The 14,125-nt window shown below is 61.6% G+C and carries 13 protein-coding genes, 1 tRNA gene and 1 pseudogene; 12 read left to right on the forward strand and 3 right to left on the reverse strand.

What is annotated here, in order from left to right; translation table 11 throughout:
* A partial coding sequence (locus tag G520_RS24500) for a transposase (protein WP_156876945.1) occupies positions 1-214 on the reverse strand: 214 nt, incomplete at its 3' end.
* A gap of 86 nt (positions 215-300) precedes the next feature.
* On the opposite strand from G520_RS24500, the gene G520_RS0113310 reads away from it, so the two are divergent.
* The 5 genes and pseudogenes from G520_RS0113310 to G520_RS0113325 all read left to right on the forward strand — a co-directional run bounded on the left by G520_RS0113310 (position 301) and on the right by G520_RS0113325 (position 5,695).
* On the forward strand, positions 301-636 hold the full coding sequence (locus G520_RS0113310; protein ID WP_028536095.1) for a hypothetical protein: 336 nt from the start codon (positions 301-303) through the stop codon (positions 634-636).
* Positions 636-1,865, forward strand: a complete 1,230-nt coding sequence (locus G520_RS22790) for a type IV secretion system DNA-binding domain-containing protein (protein ID WP_084637632.1) — start codon at positions 636-638, stop codon at positions 1,863-1,865. The genes G520_RS0113310 and G520_RS22790 overlap by 1 nt, the downstream gene beginning before the upstream one ends.
* A gap of 11 nt (positions 1,866-1,876) precedes the next feature.
* Complete coding sequence (gene mobF, locus G520_RS22795; RefSeq protein WP_169449844.1) at positions 1,877-4,459, forward strand: MobF family relaxase; 2,583 nt, start codon at positions 1,877-1,879, stop codon at positions 4,457-4,459.
* A gap of 1 nt (position 4,460) precedes the next feature.
* Positions 4,461-4,601, forward strand: a pseudogene (locus G520_RS25830) (helix-turn-helix domain-containing protein); the annotation flags it as partial.
* Between the two features lie 65 nt (positions 4,602-4,666).
* On the forward strand, positions 4,667-5,695 hold the full coding sequence (locus G520_RS0113325; RefSeq protein WP_028536096.1) for a tyrosine-type recombinase/integrase: 1,029 nt from the start codon (positions 4,667-4,669) through the stop codon (positions 5,693-5,695).
* Positions 5,696-5,721: 26 nt separating this feature from the next.
* Here the strand turns inward: G520_RS0113325 and G520_RS0113330 are convergent.
* A tRNA-Met gene (locus tag G520_RS0113330) sits at positions 5,722-5,798 on the reverse strand.
* A 102-nt stretch (positions 5,799-5,900) separates the two neighbouring features.
* Positions 5,901-7,052 carry a class I SAM-dependent methyltransferase gene (locus G520_RS0113335; protein WP_028536097.1) on the reverse strand — a complete coding sequence of 384 codons (1,152 nt, stop codon included), beginning with the start codon at positions 7,050-7,052 and terminating at the stop codon, positions 5,901-5,903.
* Between the two features lie 142 nt (positions 7,053-7,194).
* Here G520_RS0113335 and G520_RS0113340 point away from each other — a divergent pair, with 142 nt between their 5' ends.
* The 7 genes from G520_RS0113340 (at position 7,195) to G520_RS0113370 (ending at position 14,109) form a co-directional block, all read left to right on the forward strand.
* Positions 7,195-7,941, forward strand: a complete 747-nt coding sequence (locus G520_RS0113340) for a pteridine reductase (protein WP_028536098.1) — start codon at positions 7,195-7,197, stop codon at positions 7,939-7,941.
* Positions 7,942-8,007: 66 nt separating this feature from the next.
* The gene (ttcA, locus tag G520_RS22800; RefSeq protein WP_036666335.1) at positions 8,008-8,946 is read left to right on the forward strand and encodes a tRNA 2-thiocytidine(32) synthetase TtcA; all 939 of its coding nucleotides are present in this window, start codon (positions 8,008-8,010) and stop codon (positions 8,944-8,946) included.
* The gene (locus G520_RS0113350; RefSeq protein ID WP_028536099.1) at positions 8,936-9,736 is read left to right on the forward strand and encodes a polyamine aminopropyltransferase; all 801 of its coding nucleotides are present in this window, start codon (positions 8,936-8,938) and stop codon (positions 9,734-9,736) included. The genes ttcA and G520_RS0113350 overlap by 11 nt, the downstream gene beginning before the upstream one ends.
* A 202-nt stretch (positions 9,737-9,938) precedes the next feature.
* Positions 9,939-11,243 (forward strand): nucleotide sugar dehydrogenase, encoded by a 1,305-nt coding sequence (locus G520_RS0113355; RefSeq protein ID WP_028536100.1) that lies wholly within the window; start codon positions 9,939-9,941, stop codon positions 11,241-11,243.
* Between the two features lie 67 nt (positions 11,244-11,310).
* Entirely contained in the window at positions 11,311-12,375 is a 1,065-nt protein-coding gene (locus tag G520_RS0113360; RefSeq protein WP_028536101.1) for a Gfo/Idh/MocA family protein, read from the forward strand.
* Between the two features lie 14 nt (positions 12,376-12,389).
* Positions 12,390-12,959, forward strand: a complete 570-nt coding sequence (locus tag G520_RS0113365) for an acyltransferase (protein WP_028536102.1) — start codon at positions 12,390-12,392, stop codon at positions 12,957-12,959.
* A 52-nt stretch (positions 12,960-13,011) separates the two neighbouring features.
* Positions 13,012-14,109 (forward strand): DegT/DnrJ/EryC1/StrS family aminotransferase, encoded by a 1,098-nt coding sequence (locus G520_RS0113370; RefSeq protein ID WP_036666336.1) that lies wholly within the window; start codon positions 13,012-13,014, stop codon positions 14,107-14,109.
* Positions 14,110-14,125: the final 16 nt, after the last annotated feature.

Raw genomic sequence — 14,125 nt, forward strand, 5'->3', positions numbered from 1 at the left:
CGACGACGGCGAATTTAGTTTGTGCAGACCAGTTCTCACTGCTGCGGTCATGTTCGGGCACGGGACGACCTTGTTTACGAAGCTGATTCCGCCAATTGTATAGCGTTGTTTCGGAGACCCCCTCCCTTTGTGCCAACTCGCGGATGGAGGGCGGATGCGGCGCTAGCATTCTGTTCAGGATGGCGTCTTTACGAGCCTTGGATAAACGCGACATGGTGAAATTCCGGCCCCCTGGATTGAGTATGAAATCCCTGAAAAGGGATCATCTCAACTACCCTGACACAGGGGGAGGGTGCGGGTATGACACATGATCCCATTTTGCGGGTGTGCTCGATCTGGGGACGGCGTTACCTGATTTTTATCCTCGCCACAACCATGCTGTCAGCAACGACTTGGGGGTGGTGCTTGTTAGAAATGAATGTCGATCTGTCGAATTGGTTTTCTGTGTTGACGTGTTCTTTTGATTTTTCGGCTCACCCGGTCCAGGCCCTGCTATTTCGTGGGTGTATCGCTATCGGGTTTTTGCTCACAACCGTCATCTATTTGGCCATCGCTCTGTGGTGGAGGGGACAGGCGCAAGTTCATTACCAGCGTGGCGGACGCTTTATTGATCACCGCGGAGAGGGGCAAAAGTGATGAAGCTATTTGATCGTCTATTCGGCTCGCGTGTCGCAACACAGCAACCGATCATGTTGGGCGGGGTGGATGTCCCTCGTGATGTTGAGCCATTGCACTGGCTTCTTGCGGGTTCGACCGGCTCTGGCAAAACGACGCTACTCTCCGAATTGCTATCTTCGGTTATTCCGCGCGGCGACCGCGTGATTGTCATTGATCCTGCAGGACATCATATGAGTCGCTTCGGTCGTGGAGGTGACTCGGTATTGAATCCATTCGACCGACGCGGACAGTGCTGGTCAATCTTTAATGAAGTGCGGCACGACTATGATTACGACCGGCTGGCGCGTTCGATCATCCCGGACGGGGAGGGCGCGGACGCTCAGTGGCATTTCTATGCTCAGACCTTGCTTGCGGAAACCATGCGCGCGCTGATGATTCGGGGAGAAAACAATACCGAGTCCTTGATGCGCAGGGTGACTGTCACGAGCAGTGCGGAACTTGGTCAGTTGCTGGCCGGTAGTGCGGTCGCCGGGCTGTTCGATCACGATTCAGCGCGTGCTCTCGCGAGCACACGCTTCATCCTGACCGCCTATTTAAACCCTCACCGCTATTTGAAGCCGGGGGCGTTCAGTTTGCGGGACTGGTTGCATGAGGGAACCGGAAATCTGTTTATTAACTGGCGCGAAGATATGCAGCCGACGTTGATGCCGCTGATTTCTAGCTGGGCGGACATTCTTGCCAATGCGGTGCTATCCCTGCCGCCTGACTCTGAGCGGCGCATCTGGCTTGTGCTCGATGAGCTTGGCGCGCTGGAGCGGTTGGGATCGCTGGAAGGCGCTTTAACGCGCGGTCGCAAGCATGGTTTGTGTGTGGTGGCCGGGTTGCAAAGCACCGCCCAGCTTGATCGGCGCTATGGCAATGCAGGCGCAACTGTATTGCGCTCCTGTTTCCGCAATCTGATCGTTTTAGGGTTGTCGAAAAGCGACCCTGACACCGCTGAAGTGCTTTCGCGGGCTTTGGGCGAACGAGAAGTACAGCGGCAAAAGCACAGCACGAACGAGGGGCCGCAGGGGATTAGCCGTGGCGTGACGGTGGAGAAGAGTACCGAGCGCATCGCATTGCCGAGCGAGCTAACTTCACTGCCGAATCTGACGGCGTATCTGGCGCTTGCGGGGGATCACCCGACCCGGTTAATCAACATCGGGCCGCGTGATATGCCGGTGGTGATGGCGGCGATGGAGGAATAGCGATGCTCTCTATGTCCAAAGTGTTGCCGGGGGCATCTGCAGCGGGTTATTACGCCGGGGCCGACGATTACTACCGCCAGGATTCCGCGCCTTCTAAATGGATGGGTGCAGGGGCGGAACGGCTGGGCTTGTCGGGCGAAGTCGATGCCGAGACGTTTGGCCGCATGCTGGATGGCTTGTTGCCGAACGGTGTGCAATTGCCGAACGCCGCCGAAGGTAGGCGCGCGGCGACGGATTTCACCTTTTCTGCACCTAAGAGCGTGTCGGTGCAAACGTTGGTAGGCGGCGATGCGCGATTGGTGGCCGCCCACGAGTTGGCGGTGAGTCGGGCGCTGGGTTACGCCGAGCGGCTAGCAGGTTACCGCGTAACAGAAGACGGGGTAACGTACAGCGAGATAAGCGGTAATTTGCTGGTTGCCGGTTTCCGCCACGATCTGAGCCGCGCGCTTGATCCGAATCTGCATACGCATGCCGTGGCCATCAATGCCACCCAGCGTTCGGACGGCGAGTGGCGCGCACTGGAACAGACCGAGTTCTACCACCAGCAAAAGCTAATTGGTGCGCTGTACCGCAATGAGCTGGCGTTGGAGGTACAGCGGCTCGGGTATGAAATCCGGCAAACGCATCATGATGGGCGGTTCGAGCTGGCGCATTTCACAGAGAAACAGATCGAAGCGTTTAGTCAGCGCAGCAACGCGATTGAGGCGGTGTTGGCCGAGCAGGGCAAAACGCGCGAAATGGCGACGGCCCGAGAGAAAGAGATTATCGCGCTGGCGACACGTGATGCCAAAGGTGAGATTGACCGCGCTGTTTTGCGTGAGCAATGGCGGGAGAAAAGCCAGGAGCTGGGGATTGGGTTCGAGCGGCCATCACCTGCCGAGCTTGTGCAAGACCGGCTAGCCGCTGCGCGTGATGCGGTTTGTTATGCGATGGCGCATACCACCGAACGCCAATCTGTCGTCAACCAAGTCCAGGTGATTCAGGCCGCACTGGAGCACGGGACCGGCGCTACCGATCTGGAGAGTATCCGCACGGAGCTGGAACGTCAGGTGGCCGATGGGGCGGTGATTTCTGCGCACGGACATTACACGACATTGGAAGCGCAGCAGCGCGAGCGCGATATGTTGTCGGTAGAGGCGCGCGGGCGGGGGGCGGTGGAACCATTGCTATCCGAGCGAGAGGCCCGGCGTACCCTTGATCAAACATCGTTAAATGCGGGTCAGCAGGGGGCGGCTTGTCTGTTGCTGTCCACCGATGCGCGCATATCCGCAATCCAAGGGGCGGCAGGCACCGGCAAAACCACCATGCTGAAAACCGCGCACGGCATGGCTGAGCAGCAAGGCTATCGTGTGTTGGGGATTGCGCCTTCTGCCGCCGCCGCGCGTGAGCTGGGCAAGGCCGAGATTCCGAGCCAGACGATTGCATCGTTTCTTGCCCGTGAACAGTCGCTGGACAGTAAAACGGTGCTGGTCATGGATGAGGCGGGCATGGTGTCGGCCAAGGACATGCATGCGGTGCTGAATGCCGTTGAGCAGGCCAATGCGCGCATTGTGATGGTCGGCGATACCCAACAATTGAAGGCGGTGGAAGCCGGGCGGCCATTTGCGCAGTTGCAAGAGGCGGGTATGTCCACGGCGCAGATGGGCGAGATCCAGCGTCAGCATGATGCGCAGTTGAAAAACGCGGTCGAGCTGGCGGCGCAGGGGCAGGTGGAACGCTCACTGGCGGTGCTGGATGCAAAAGTGTGCGAAATCGGCATCAGTGCCAGCCGTTACGCGCAGATCGCCAGCGATTATGCGGCGTTGGATGGTGCGCAACGCGCAGAAACGCTGATTGTGGCCGGGACGCATTATGCCCGCGACGCGATCAATGCCGAGGTGCGCGCGCAAACCGGATTGGCGGGGCTGGGTATGCCCGCCGTGACGCTGGACCGCAAGGATATGACCGCGGCGCAGGCGCGTTCTAGTGTCAGTTATCAGCCGGGGGATCTTGTCGAGGCGTTGCGTAACTATGAGTCCATTGGTATGGCTCGCGGCGAGGTTGCCAAGGTGCTGGGCGCCAGAGACGGGCGGGTGTCGCTGGAAAAGGCGGACGGCCAGCAAGTCGAATGGCGTCCTGCTCTGCAAACCTATATGACCGCCTACCGGGTGGCGGTGCGCGAGTTTGCGCCCGGCGACCGGGTTCGGGTGACTGGCAATGATCATATGCAGGGGTTGGTGAATGGCGACCGTGCATCGGTGCTGTCCATCGATGCGCAGCGGCAGACCATCACCTTGATGCTCGACGAGCAAAACACGGTGCAGTTGGATGCCAGCAAGCCGCTGCATCTCGATCATGGTTATTGCTCCACGATCCATTCTGCGCAGGGCCAGACCGTGGATCGGGTGTTGATCGATGCTGATACGCGCAGCCTGACTTCTAATGAAAGCGCCTACTACGTGGCGATCAGTCGGGCGCGTGAAGAGGTGAAGATCTACACCAATGACCGCGAGATGCTGCCCGACGTGATGTCGCGCCAGGATCTGAAGTCGTCGGCGCTGGATCTGGACCGTGACCGGGGTTGCTCGCGCGACGATCTGGGCTTGGGGGGCTGATATGCAGACGCTGACACTGATCGAGGCCGCCCAGCTGTTGAAGATGCACCCGGAGGAATTGCGACGTCGGGCGAAAAGGGGGCTGATACCCGCCGCCAAACCCGGTAAGCAATGGGTTTTTCTGGAAGAGGATCTGCAAAATTACCTGCGTTCGCTTTATGCTTCGAGAAGGCAAGCGTTGCAAGGTGATCATGGGAGTGAACAAACATGGCACTTTTCAAACGCGGCAGTACCTGGTGGGTTGATTTCATCAGTCCGGGCGGCAAGAGAACTCGCGTCTCTGCTGGCACCGAAAACAAGCAAGAAGCCCAAGAATTCCACGACCGGGTAAAAGCCGAGGCGTGGCGGGTCGGGAAGCTGGGCGAACGCCCGACCTACACCTGGGACCAAGCAGCCTATCAATGGCTGATGGAAACGGGCCACAAGCGAACGCACAACGAAGACAAGGTCAAATTGCGCTGGTTGCAGCCCCATTTGGGTGGCAAACCGCTGGAAGCAATCACGCGCGATCTGATCAAACAGATTGCCAACCTGAAGGCGCAAGAGGCGAGTCCGGCCACGGCCAACCGCTATCTGGCGTTGATCCGGGCGATTCTGCGCAAAGCTTCGCTGGAGTGGGAGTGGCTGGACCGTGTACCCAAGGTGACGCTCTTTAAAGAAGCTAAACGCAGGGTCCGTTGGCTGACGCCGGAGCAGGCCAGAATGCTATTGGATTTGTTGCAGCCACACGCGCGCGAACTGGTGTTGTTTTCGCTGGCAACCGGGCTGCGGCAATCCAATGTGCTGAAGCTGGAATGGTCGCAGGTCGATCTGGAGCGTCGCGTGGTGTGGTTTCACGGCGACCAGATGAAGAATCAGGTCGATCATCATGTCAGCCTCAACGATACCGCCTATGCCGTGCTGGCGCGTCAGCAGGGCATACACCCTACGCGGGTGTTTACCTGCCACGGCAAGCCGGTGGCCAATGCCAATACGCGCGCGTTTCGCAAGGCGCTGAAGGAGGCGGGGATCGAGAATTTCCGCTGGCACGACTTGCGCCATTGCTGGGCGTCGTGGCTGGTGCAGAACGGCACGCCGTTGTATGTGGTGCAGGAGATGGGCGGGTGGAAGTCGGTACAGATGGTGCAGCGCTATGCGCACTTGAGTCCGGCGAATCTGGCTGATCATGCTCGCACCATCGATGTGGTGATGGCGCGCGGCACAATTACGGCACAGCCAGAAACGGAAAAGGGGTGATGCTTGCGCATCACCCCTTGTAATCCTGGTGGCGAATCAGGGACTCGAACCCCGGACCTGCGGATTATGATTCCGTCGCTCTAACCGACTGAGCTAATTCGCCACGCTTCGGCTGCATTGCTGCAACGAAGTGGGGCGAATATTACTGTGGCTGCCGTACCCTGTCAATAGTCGGCCGACAGAATTTTTTATCGCCCCGGCCGGGTCATAGCGTGCGGCAGCGGTCGCCGTCGACAAACCCGATCCAGTCGATGTCGACGCCGCGTCCGAAGCCTATCACTTTGAACAATTCTCCCATCTCGCTCGGCCCGAGCAGCTTCTGTACCTGCGACACCTGCGGCAGATAGTGCGCGAGGTCGTCGGGGTCGGTTTCCTGCAACAGGGCGGTGATGCCGGCGTTGATCAGGAACTGGGCCTGCGTGGTGTAGCCGATCAGGTCGAGGCCGGCGTCGATGCCGGCCTCGGCCACGGCGCTGAAGTCGACATGGCAGGTCAGATCCATCAGCCCCGGCAGATAGAACGGTTCGTCGACGCTGTGGTGACGGTAGTGGCCGATCAGGGTGCCGGTCGCGCGCTGCGGATGATAGTACTCGGCGCCGGGGAAGCCGTAGTCGATCAGCAGGATCGCGCCGCGCCGCAGCCGCCCGGCCAGGGTCTGGATAAAGGCGAGATTGCCGAGGCTGATTTCCGAGATGTAGTCGTCGCTGCCGGTCGCGCGCGCGCGCGCCAGTGTTTCCAGCCGCTCGTCGTCTATCGCCCGGTCTTCCCAGACGAAGCCGTCGCTGCCGAGCGCCACGCCGCGGCGCAAGGGCTGCGGGGTCCAGTGGATCAGCTCGCACGGCATCGCGTCGAGGACCTCGTTGCCGATGACGATGCCGTCCATCTGCGGCGGCAGGCTGGACGCCCATTCGATGCGGTCGGCGAGCTGCGGCAGTTCCTGGGCCAGGGTGGCGCGCTGGCGCGCGATCAGGTCGGCGGACAGGTCGACGATGATGTAGCGCGCGGGCAGGCACCCCAGCGCCTGCAACTCGCGCAGGACATCGACCGCCAGCCGGCCGCTGCCGGCCCCGAACTCATATATCATTCCGTCGGTCTGCGGCAGCAGCTCGGCCAGTTGTCGTGCCAGGGTGCGGCCGAACAGGGGGCTCATCTCGGGAGCGGTGGTGAAATCGCCGCCGGCGCCGAGCTTGTGGCTGCCGGCGCTGTAGTAGCCCAGGGCTGGCGTGTACAGTGCGAGTTCCATATAACGGCTGAACGGGATCCAGCCGCCGGCGTCGACGATGGTGCGGGCGATGTGTTCCACCAGCTCGTGGCTGACGGTCAGGGCTTCGGGCGACGGCGGGGGTAGCGCTTGCATCGGGGGTCCTTGCGCGATAGTTGGCGGTGTCGCCGTATCTCGGCGCCCGCGTTGACGTAGACAGGATTGTGGGCGAAAGCGATGATGAGGAGAAGAGGGTGCGCTGTTTTCATCCGGCTCGGACGGAGGAAGGGTATGAAGCATGCTGACTGACAAGGTGGTGTTGATTACCGGCGGGGCGCGTCGCATCGGCGCCGCCATCGCGCGTTGCCTGCATCAGCGTGGCGCAAGGCTGGTTCTGCACTACCGCTCGTCGCGCGCCGAGGCGGAGGCCTTGCAGCGTGAGCTGGAGGCGGTGCGGCCGGGGTCGGTGGCGCTCGTGCAGGCCGACCTTCTCGATACCGCCAGTCTGCCGCGCCTGGTCGAGTGCGCACTCGCGCATTTCGGCCGCCTCGACGGTCTGGTCAACAATGCCTCCAGTTTTTTCCCCGGCGGCGTCGGGCAGATAGACGAAGTGGAGTGGGACGACTTGATCGGCAGCAATCTGAAAGCGCCGCTGTTTCTTGCGCAGGCGGCGGCCCCGGCCTTGCTAGCCAGTGGCGGCGCCATCGTCGGCATCGTCGACATTCATGCCGAACGTCCGCTGAAAGGGCATGTGGTCTACAACCTGGCCAAGGCCGGGCATGCGCAGCTGATCCGGACCCTGGCGCTGGAACTCGCGCCGCAGGTCCGTGTCAACGGCGTCGCCCCCGGCAGCAATATCTGGCCTGAAGGCGCGTCGGTCTTCACGGCCGACGTGCGCGCGGCGATCGAGTCGGCGATTCCGCTCGGGCGCATCGGCGAGCCCCGCGATCTGGCGCGCGTGGTCGCTTTCCTTCTGTCGGAGGAGGCGGCTTATATCACCGGGCAGGTGATCGCGGTCGACGGCGGTCGCAGCGTGGTTCTGTAGGAGTCCCTGTTCCTGTACGCCAAAACGCGCTAAAATCGTCCGTTTTTTCAATCTCTTACTGCTGTCATGCCAGAACTCGATTCCGTCGCCGATGCGAAGGCCAGGAAAGCCGCCTATGAAGGCGGAAAACTGACCAAGCGCCTGCGTCACCATGTGGGTGACGCCATCAACGATTACAACATGATCGAGGAGGGAGACCGCGTCATGGTCTGCCTGTCAGGGGGCAAGGACAGCTATGCGCTGCTCGATATCCTGCTCGGTCTGCAGCAATCGGCTCCGATCGCGTTTTCCATCGTTGCCGTCAATCTCGACCAGAAGCAGCCGGGATTTCCCGCGCATGTGCTTCCCGATTACCTGAAGTCCATTGGGGTCGAATACCGCATCGTCGAAGAAGACACCTATTCCATCGTCAAGCGCGTGGTGCCCGAGGGCAAGACCACGTGCGCGTTGTGTTCGCGACTGCGGCGCGGCATTCTGTACCGCGTCGCCGACGAAGTCGGAGCGACCAAGATCGCGCTCGGCCATCATCGCGACGATATTCTGCAGACGCTGTTCCTGAATATGTTCTACGCCGGCAAACTCAAGTCGATGCCGCCGAAGCTGGTGTCGGACGACGGGCGCCATATGGTGATACGCCCGCTCGCCTATTGCCGCGAGTCCGATCTCGAGCGCTATGCCGCTCTGCGCGAATTCCCCATCATTCCGTGCAATCTGTGCGGTTCGCAGCCCAATCTGCAGCGTCAGGTGGTGAAAGAAATGATCAACGACTGGGATCGCCGCTTCCCGGGGCGCGCCGAGACCATGTTCCGCGCGCTGCGCAATGTGGTGCCGTCGCATCTGGCCGATACCGCGCTGTTCGACTTCGCCGGCCTGCGCCTGGGCGAGGTGCCGGCAGCCGGGGGGGATACCGCTTTCGACAAGGAAGAATTCGGCGAGCCGGCCTCCGGCCGCGCCGCGATCAGTATTCTGGATTCGCGACCGCGGGAGGCTGCCTGTGGCGAATAAGGCGCGTCATCCTTTCCGGCGCCGCGTGCGCCCCGGCGTCGACGCCATGCCCGAGGTCGAGATCAGCGAGGTCGACGGCATCCGTTCGCTGCATCTGGGTTCGGCCACCATTCAGAGCTCGATGAATCTGGAAGATCCGACCGATCTGGTGCTGTCCTACAGCCGCGCGATGATGGGTTTTCTGCTGTTCGATCCCGATCCGCAGCATATCTTGCAGATCGGCCTCGGCGGAGGCTCGCTGGCACGCTTCATCGCTTTCTACCTGCGCTCGACCACCAGCGTGGTGGTCGATATCAATCCGCAGGTGATCGCGGTGGCGCGCGCCTTTTTTGAGTTGCCGGAAGAGGGCGAGCGCTTCGAGATCGTCGAGGCGGACGGCGCCGATTATGTGAAGATTTTTCGCGACTCGACCGATGTGATTCTGGTCGATGGCTTCGATGGCCTGCAGATCGTGGATGCGCTGACCACCGAGGACTTTTTCGCCGATTGCCACCGCGCGATGCGTCCGGGCGGCATGTTCGTGACCAACTGGTGGAGCGGAGACAAGCGCTACAACACCTTTCTCGAGCGTTTGTTCAATGTGTTCGAGGGGAGGGTGATCGAGTTGCCGGCGGTCAGCCACGGCAATGTGGCAGTGATGGCGTTCCGGGATACGCCGCAAATCGCGCGCTGGGACGCACTCGAACGTCGCGCGGACGAGTTGGAGCGCCGCTTCGGGCTCGAGTTCGGCGACTTTGTCGAACGTCTGAAAATAGCCAATCAGCACAACGGTAGCCGACTGTTGCTGTGAAACCCGTTTTACGACGTGTTGATGCTTGCTAGACCGGGAATCAAGGGGCGTATAATGGCCGCTCCCGGCGTGTCGTCGCTTTGAGTCAGATCAGCACAGGCCTTGCCTGCATGCGTCAGACTCCGCATCGCGTCAAGAATATTCGAGCCGCGCCCCGATGGCGCGGCTCCAGGATTTTTTTCTTTCTAGGATCGTCATCGTGATCAAGCAGCAACTGCTGAATCGTATTGCGGACAAGTCCGCTGTCATTGGCATCGTCGGCCTCGGCTATGTTGGCCTGCCGTTGATGTTGCGTTTTGCCGAAGTGGGTTACAAAGTCGTCGGTTTCGATATCGACGTCAGCAAGGTCGACGCGCTGAACGCCGGCCGTTCGTACATCGAACATATTTCCGCCGCTTCCATCGCCGAGTCGCTGGAGCGCGGTTTCGAAGCGACCGCCGATTTCACGCGTGCGTCCGAAGCCGATGCCCTGATCATGTGCGTGCCGACCCCGCTTAATAAATATCGCGAGCCGGATCTGTCCTTCGTCATCAATACCATCGATGCCCTGGTGCCCTACCTGCGCGCCGGCCAGATGGTGTCGCTGGAGTCGACCACCTATCCGGGCACGACCGACGAAGAACTGCTGCCGCGCATCGAGTCGCGCGGTTTCAAGGTTGGCGAAGACGCCTTCCTGGTGTTCTCGCCGGAGCGCGAAGATCCGGGCAATCCCGATTTCACCACCCGCACGATTCCCAAGGTGTGCGGCGGCGTGACCGAAGCCTGCCGCGAAATCGGCGTGGCCTTGTATTCCGCGGTGATCGACAAAGTGGTGCCGATGTCGTCGACCCGCGCCGCCGAGATGACCAAGCTGCTGGAGAACATCCATCGCGCGGTCAACATCGGTCTGGTCAACGAGATGAAGATCGTCGCCGACCGCATGGGCATCGATATCCATGAAGTGATCCGTGCGGCCGCGACCAAACCTTTCGGTTTCGTGCCCTACTATCCGGGCCCGGGCCTCGGCGGCCACTGTATCCCGATCGATCCGTTCTATCTGACCTGGAAAGCGCGTGAATACGGCGTCAATACCCGTTTCATCGAGCTGGCCGGCGAAGTGAACTCGAATATGCCCGACTACGTGGTTTCCAAGGTCGGCGCGGCGCTCAACCAGCGCCAGAAGTCGATCAAGGGCAGCCGCGTGCTGGTGCTCGGCATCGCGTACAAGAAAAACGTCGACGACATGCGTGAAAGTCCGTCGGTGATGGTGATGGAACGGCTGCGCGACCTCGGCGCCGACGTCGCCTATTCCGACCCGCATGTGGCGGTGTTCCCCAAGATGCGCGAGCATCATTTCGACCTCGCCAGCGTGCCGCTGACCGCCGAAACGCTGCGGAGTTTCGATTGCGTGGTGATCACCACCGATCATGACAAGTTCGATTACGCGTTGATCAAAGAAACCGCCAAGTTGATCGTCGACTCGCGCGGCAAGTATCTGGAACCGGCCGACCACATCGTCAAGGCGTAAGCCGGCCAAGGTGCAATGAGCGGGCGACCCGGTGGTCGCCCTTTGCCATTTCTTGAGACAGACAACCATGCACATCGCCCACGCAAAACCCATTACCGATCGCAAGATCCGCTTCGCCCTGGTAGGTTGCGGCCGCATTGCCGCCAATCACTTCGGTTCGCTGGAACAGCACGCCGACCGCGCCGAGCTGGTCGACGTCTGTGATATCGATCCGGCGGCGCTGGCCGCCGCCGTGGAGCGCACCGGCGCGCGCGGGCACGACGATCTGACCGCGATGCTGGCCTCGACCAGCGCCGACCTGGTGATTCTGACGACGCCGTCGGGCCTGCACCCGGCGCAGGCGGTGCAGTGTGCGGAGGCCGGCTTCCACGTGGTGACCGAGAAGCCGATGGCGACGCGGTGGCAGGATGGTCTGGAGATGGTGAAGGCGTTCGACCGCCTCGGCAAGCGCTTGTTCGTGGTCAAGCAGAATCGACGCAACGACACCCTGCAGCTGCTGAAGCGCGCGATGCAGGCCGGCCGCTTCGGCCGGCTGTACATGGTCAACCTCAATGTCTTCTGGACCCGTCCGCAGTCCTATTACGACTCGGCCGAATGGCGCGGCACCTGGGAATACGATGGCGGTGCCTTCATGAACCAGGCCAGCCATTACGTCGACCTGCTCGACTGGCTGGTCGGGCCGGTGGAAAGCGTGCAGGCCTATACCGCGACGCTGGCGCGCAATATCGAAGTCGAAGATACCGGCGTGGTCAGTGTCAAATGGCGTTCCGGTGCCTTGGGCAGCATGAACGTCACCATGCTGACCTACCCGAAGAACCTGGAAGGCTCGATCACCATCCTGGGCGAAAAAGGCACGGTGCGCGTGGGCGGGATGGCGGTCAACGAAATCCAGAACTGGGAATTCGCAGAGCCGCATCCGATGGACGAGGAAATCGCCAAGGCCAGCTATGCCACCACCAGCGTCTATGGTTTCGGTCATCCGCGTTACTATGACAATGTCATTAACGTGATGCAGGGCACGGCCGAGCCGGAGACCGACGGTCGCGAAGGCCTGAAGTCGCTGGAACTGCTGATCGCGATGTATCTGTCGGCACGCGACGGTCGTCGTGTCAGCCTGCCGCTCGATTATTGAGCAGGAGCTGCGCAATGACGACTTCGTATACGGTTCACCCCACCGCCATCGTCGATGACGGCGCCGTCATCGGCGCCGGCTCGCGCGTCTGGCACTGGGCGCATATCTGCGGCGGCGCACGCATCGGCGAGCGCTGCTCGTTCGGTCAGAACGTGTTTGTCGGCAACGATGTCGTGATCGGCGACAATGTCAAAGTACAGAACAATGTCTCGATCTACGACGCCGTGACGCTGGAAGACGATGTCTTCTGCGGTCCGTCCATGGTGTTCACCAATGTGAACAATCCGCGCAGTCACGTGACGCGCAAGCATGAATACCGGCGCACCGTGGTACGGCGCGGCGCATCGATCGGCGCCAATGCCACCGTGGTGTGCGGGCACGAGATCGGCGAATACGCGTTTATCGGCGCCGGCGCCGTGGTGACGGGCAATGTCGCGCCCTACGCCCTGATGGTCGGCAATCCCGCGCACCGCCTCGGCTGGATGTGCGCGTGCGGCGAGCGCCTGCCGGCGGCGGGCGAGCATGCGTGCCCGGCGTGCGCACAGCGCTATGAGCTGAGTGACGAACACTGTCTGCCGCTCTGACGCGACAGCTAACATGGGGCGGCGTCGACCGCCCGGCAAAGGACCCCTCGCAATGAGCATCAACTTCATCGACCTCAAGGCGCAGTATCAACATCTGAAACCCGCCATCGACGCCCGCATCCAGACGGTGCTCGACCACGGCCAATACATCATGGGCCCGGAAGTGGCCGAGCTCGAACGGCAGCTGGCCGATTTTGTCGGCGTCAAGCATGCCATCGGCGTCTCCGATGGCACGACGGCGCTGCTGATCGCACTGATGGCGCTGGGCATACGCGCCGGCGACGAAGTCATCACCACGCCGTTCACCTTTATCGCCACCGGCGAAATGATCGCCTTGCTGGGCGCCCGGCCGGTGTTCGTCGATATCGATCCGCAGACCTATAACCTCGATCCCGCGCTGCTCGAAGCCGCGATCACGCCGCGCACGCGCGCGATCATGCCGGTCAGCTTGTACGGACAGTGCGCCGATTTCGACGCGATCAACGCCGTGGCCGAACGCCATGGTCTGCCCGTGATCGAGGACGGCGCCCAGAGCTTCGGCGCCGTCTATCGCGGCCGCCGTTCGGGGGCGCTGTCCACCATAGGCACGACCAGTTTCTTCCCGTCCAAGCCGCTCGGTTGCTACGGCGACGGCGGTGCCTGCTTCACCGACGACGATGCGCTCGCGCTGAAAATGCGGCAGATCCGCATCCACGGCCAGGACCGGCGCTACCATCATCCGCAGATCGGCATCAACGGTCGCATCGATACCTTGCAGGCGGCGATTTTGCTGGCCAAGCTGCCGAGCTTCGCTGATGAGCTCGCTGCGCGCGAACGCATCGGCGCGCGTTATAGCGCGCTGCTCGGCGATGCCGTGCGGGTGCCGGTGGTGAGCGACGGCGCCAACAGCGTATACGCGCAGTACACGATCGAAGTCGATGCGCGCGAAGCGGTGCAGGCCAGTCTCAAGGAGGCGGGCGTACCGACCGCCGTGCACTACCCGGTGCCGCTGAACCTGCAGCCGGCTTTCGCCGATCTGAAGCAGCCGGCCGGCAGTTTTCCGCACGCCGAAGCGGCTTCGCGCCGCGTGATGAGCTTGCCCATGCATCCCTTCCTCGACGAAGCCACCCAGGATGCCATCGTGGCGGCCGTGAAGCGTGCGCTGGGCTGAGTGGCGCGCGGGCGGC

Source organism: Paludibacterium yongneupense DSM 18731 (assembly GCF_000422925.1).
GTDB classification, from domain to species: domain Bacteria; phylum Pseudomonadota; class Gammaproteobacteria; order Burkholderiales; family Chromobacteriaceae; genus Paludibacterium; species Paludibacterium yongneupense.

What these genes read in the sequence shown, in the direction of transcription:
- mobF (WP_169449844.1), top strand. Translation starts at nt 1,877, where the DNA reads ATGTCCAAAGTGTTGCCGGGGGCATCTGCAGCGGGTTATTACGCCGGG.
- G520_RS0113370 (WP_036666336.1), top strand. Translation starts at nt 13,012, where the DNA reads ATGAGCATCAACTTCATCGACCTCAAGGCGCAGTATCAACATCTGAAA.
- G520_RS22790 (WP_084637632.1), top strand. Translation starts at nt 636, where the DNA reads ATGAAGCTATTTGATCGTCTATTCGGCTCGCGTGTCGCAACACAGCAA.
- G520_RS0113340 (WP_028536098.1), top strand. Translation starts at nt 7,195, where the DNA reads ATGCTGACTGACAAGGTGGTGTTGATTACCGGCGGGGCGCGTCGCATC.
- G520_RS0113310 (WP_028536095.1), top strand. Translation starts at nt 301, where the DNA reads ATGACACATGATCCCATTTTGCGGGTGTGCTCGATCTGGGGACGGCGT.
- G520_RS0113335 (WP_028536097.1), bottom strand. Translation starts at nt 7,052, where the DNA reads ATGCAAGCGCTACCCCCGCCGTCGCCCGAAGCCCTGACCGTCAGCCAC.
- G520_RS0113365 (WP_028536102.1), top strand. Translation starts at nt 12,390, where the DNA reads ATGACGACTTCGTATACGGTTCACCCCACCGCCATCGTCGATGACGGC.
- G520_RS0113360 (WP_028536101.1), top strand. Translation starts at nt 11,311, where the DNA reads ATGCACATCGCCCACGCAAAACCCATTACCGATCGCAAGATCCGCTTC.
- G520_RS0113325 (WP_028536096.1), top strand. Translation starts at nt 4,667, where the DNA reads ATGGCACTTTTCAAACGCGGCAGTACCTGGTGGGTTGATTTCATCAGT.
- ttcA (WP_036666335.1), top strand. Translation starts at nt 8,008, where the DNA reads ATGCCAGAACTCGATTCCGTCGCCGATGCGAAGGCCAGGAAAGCCGCC.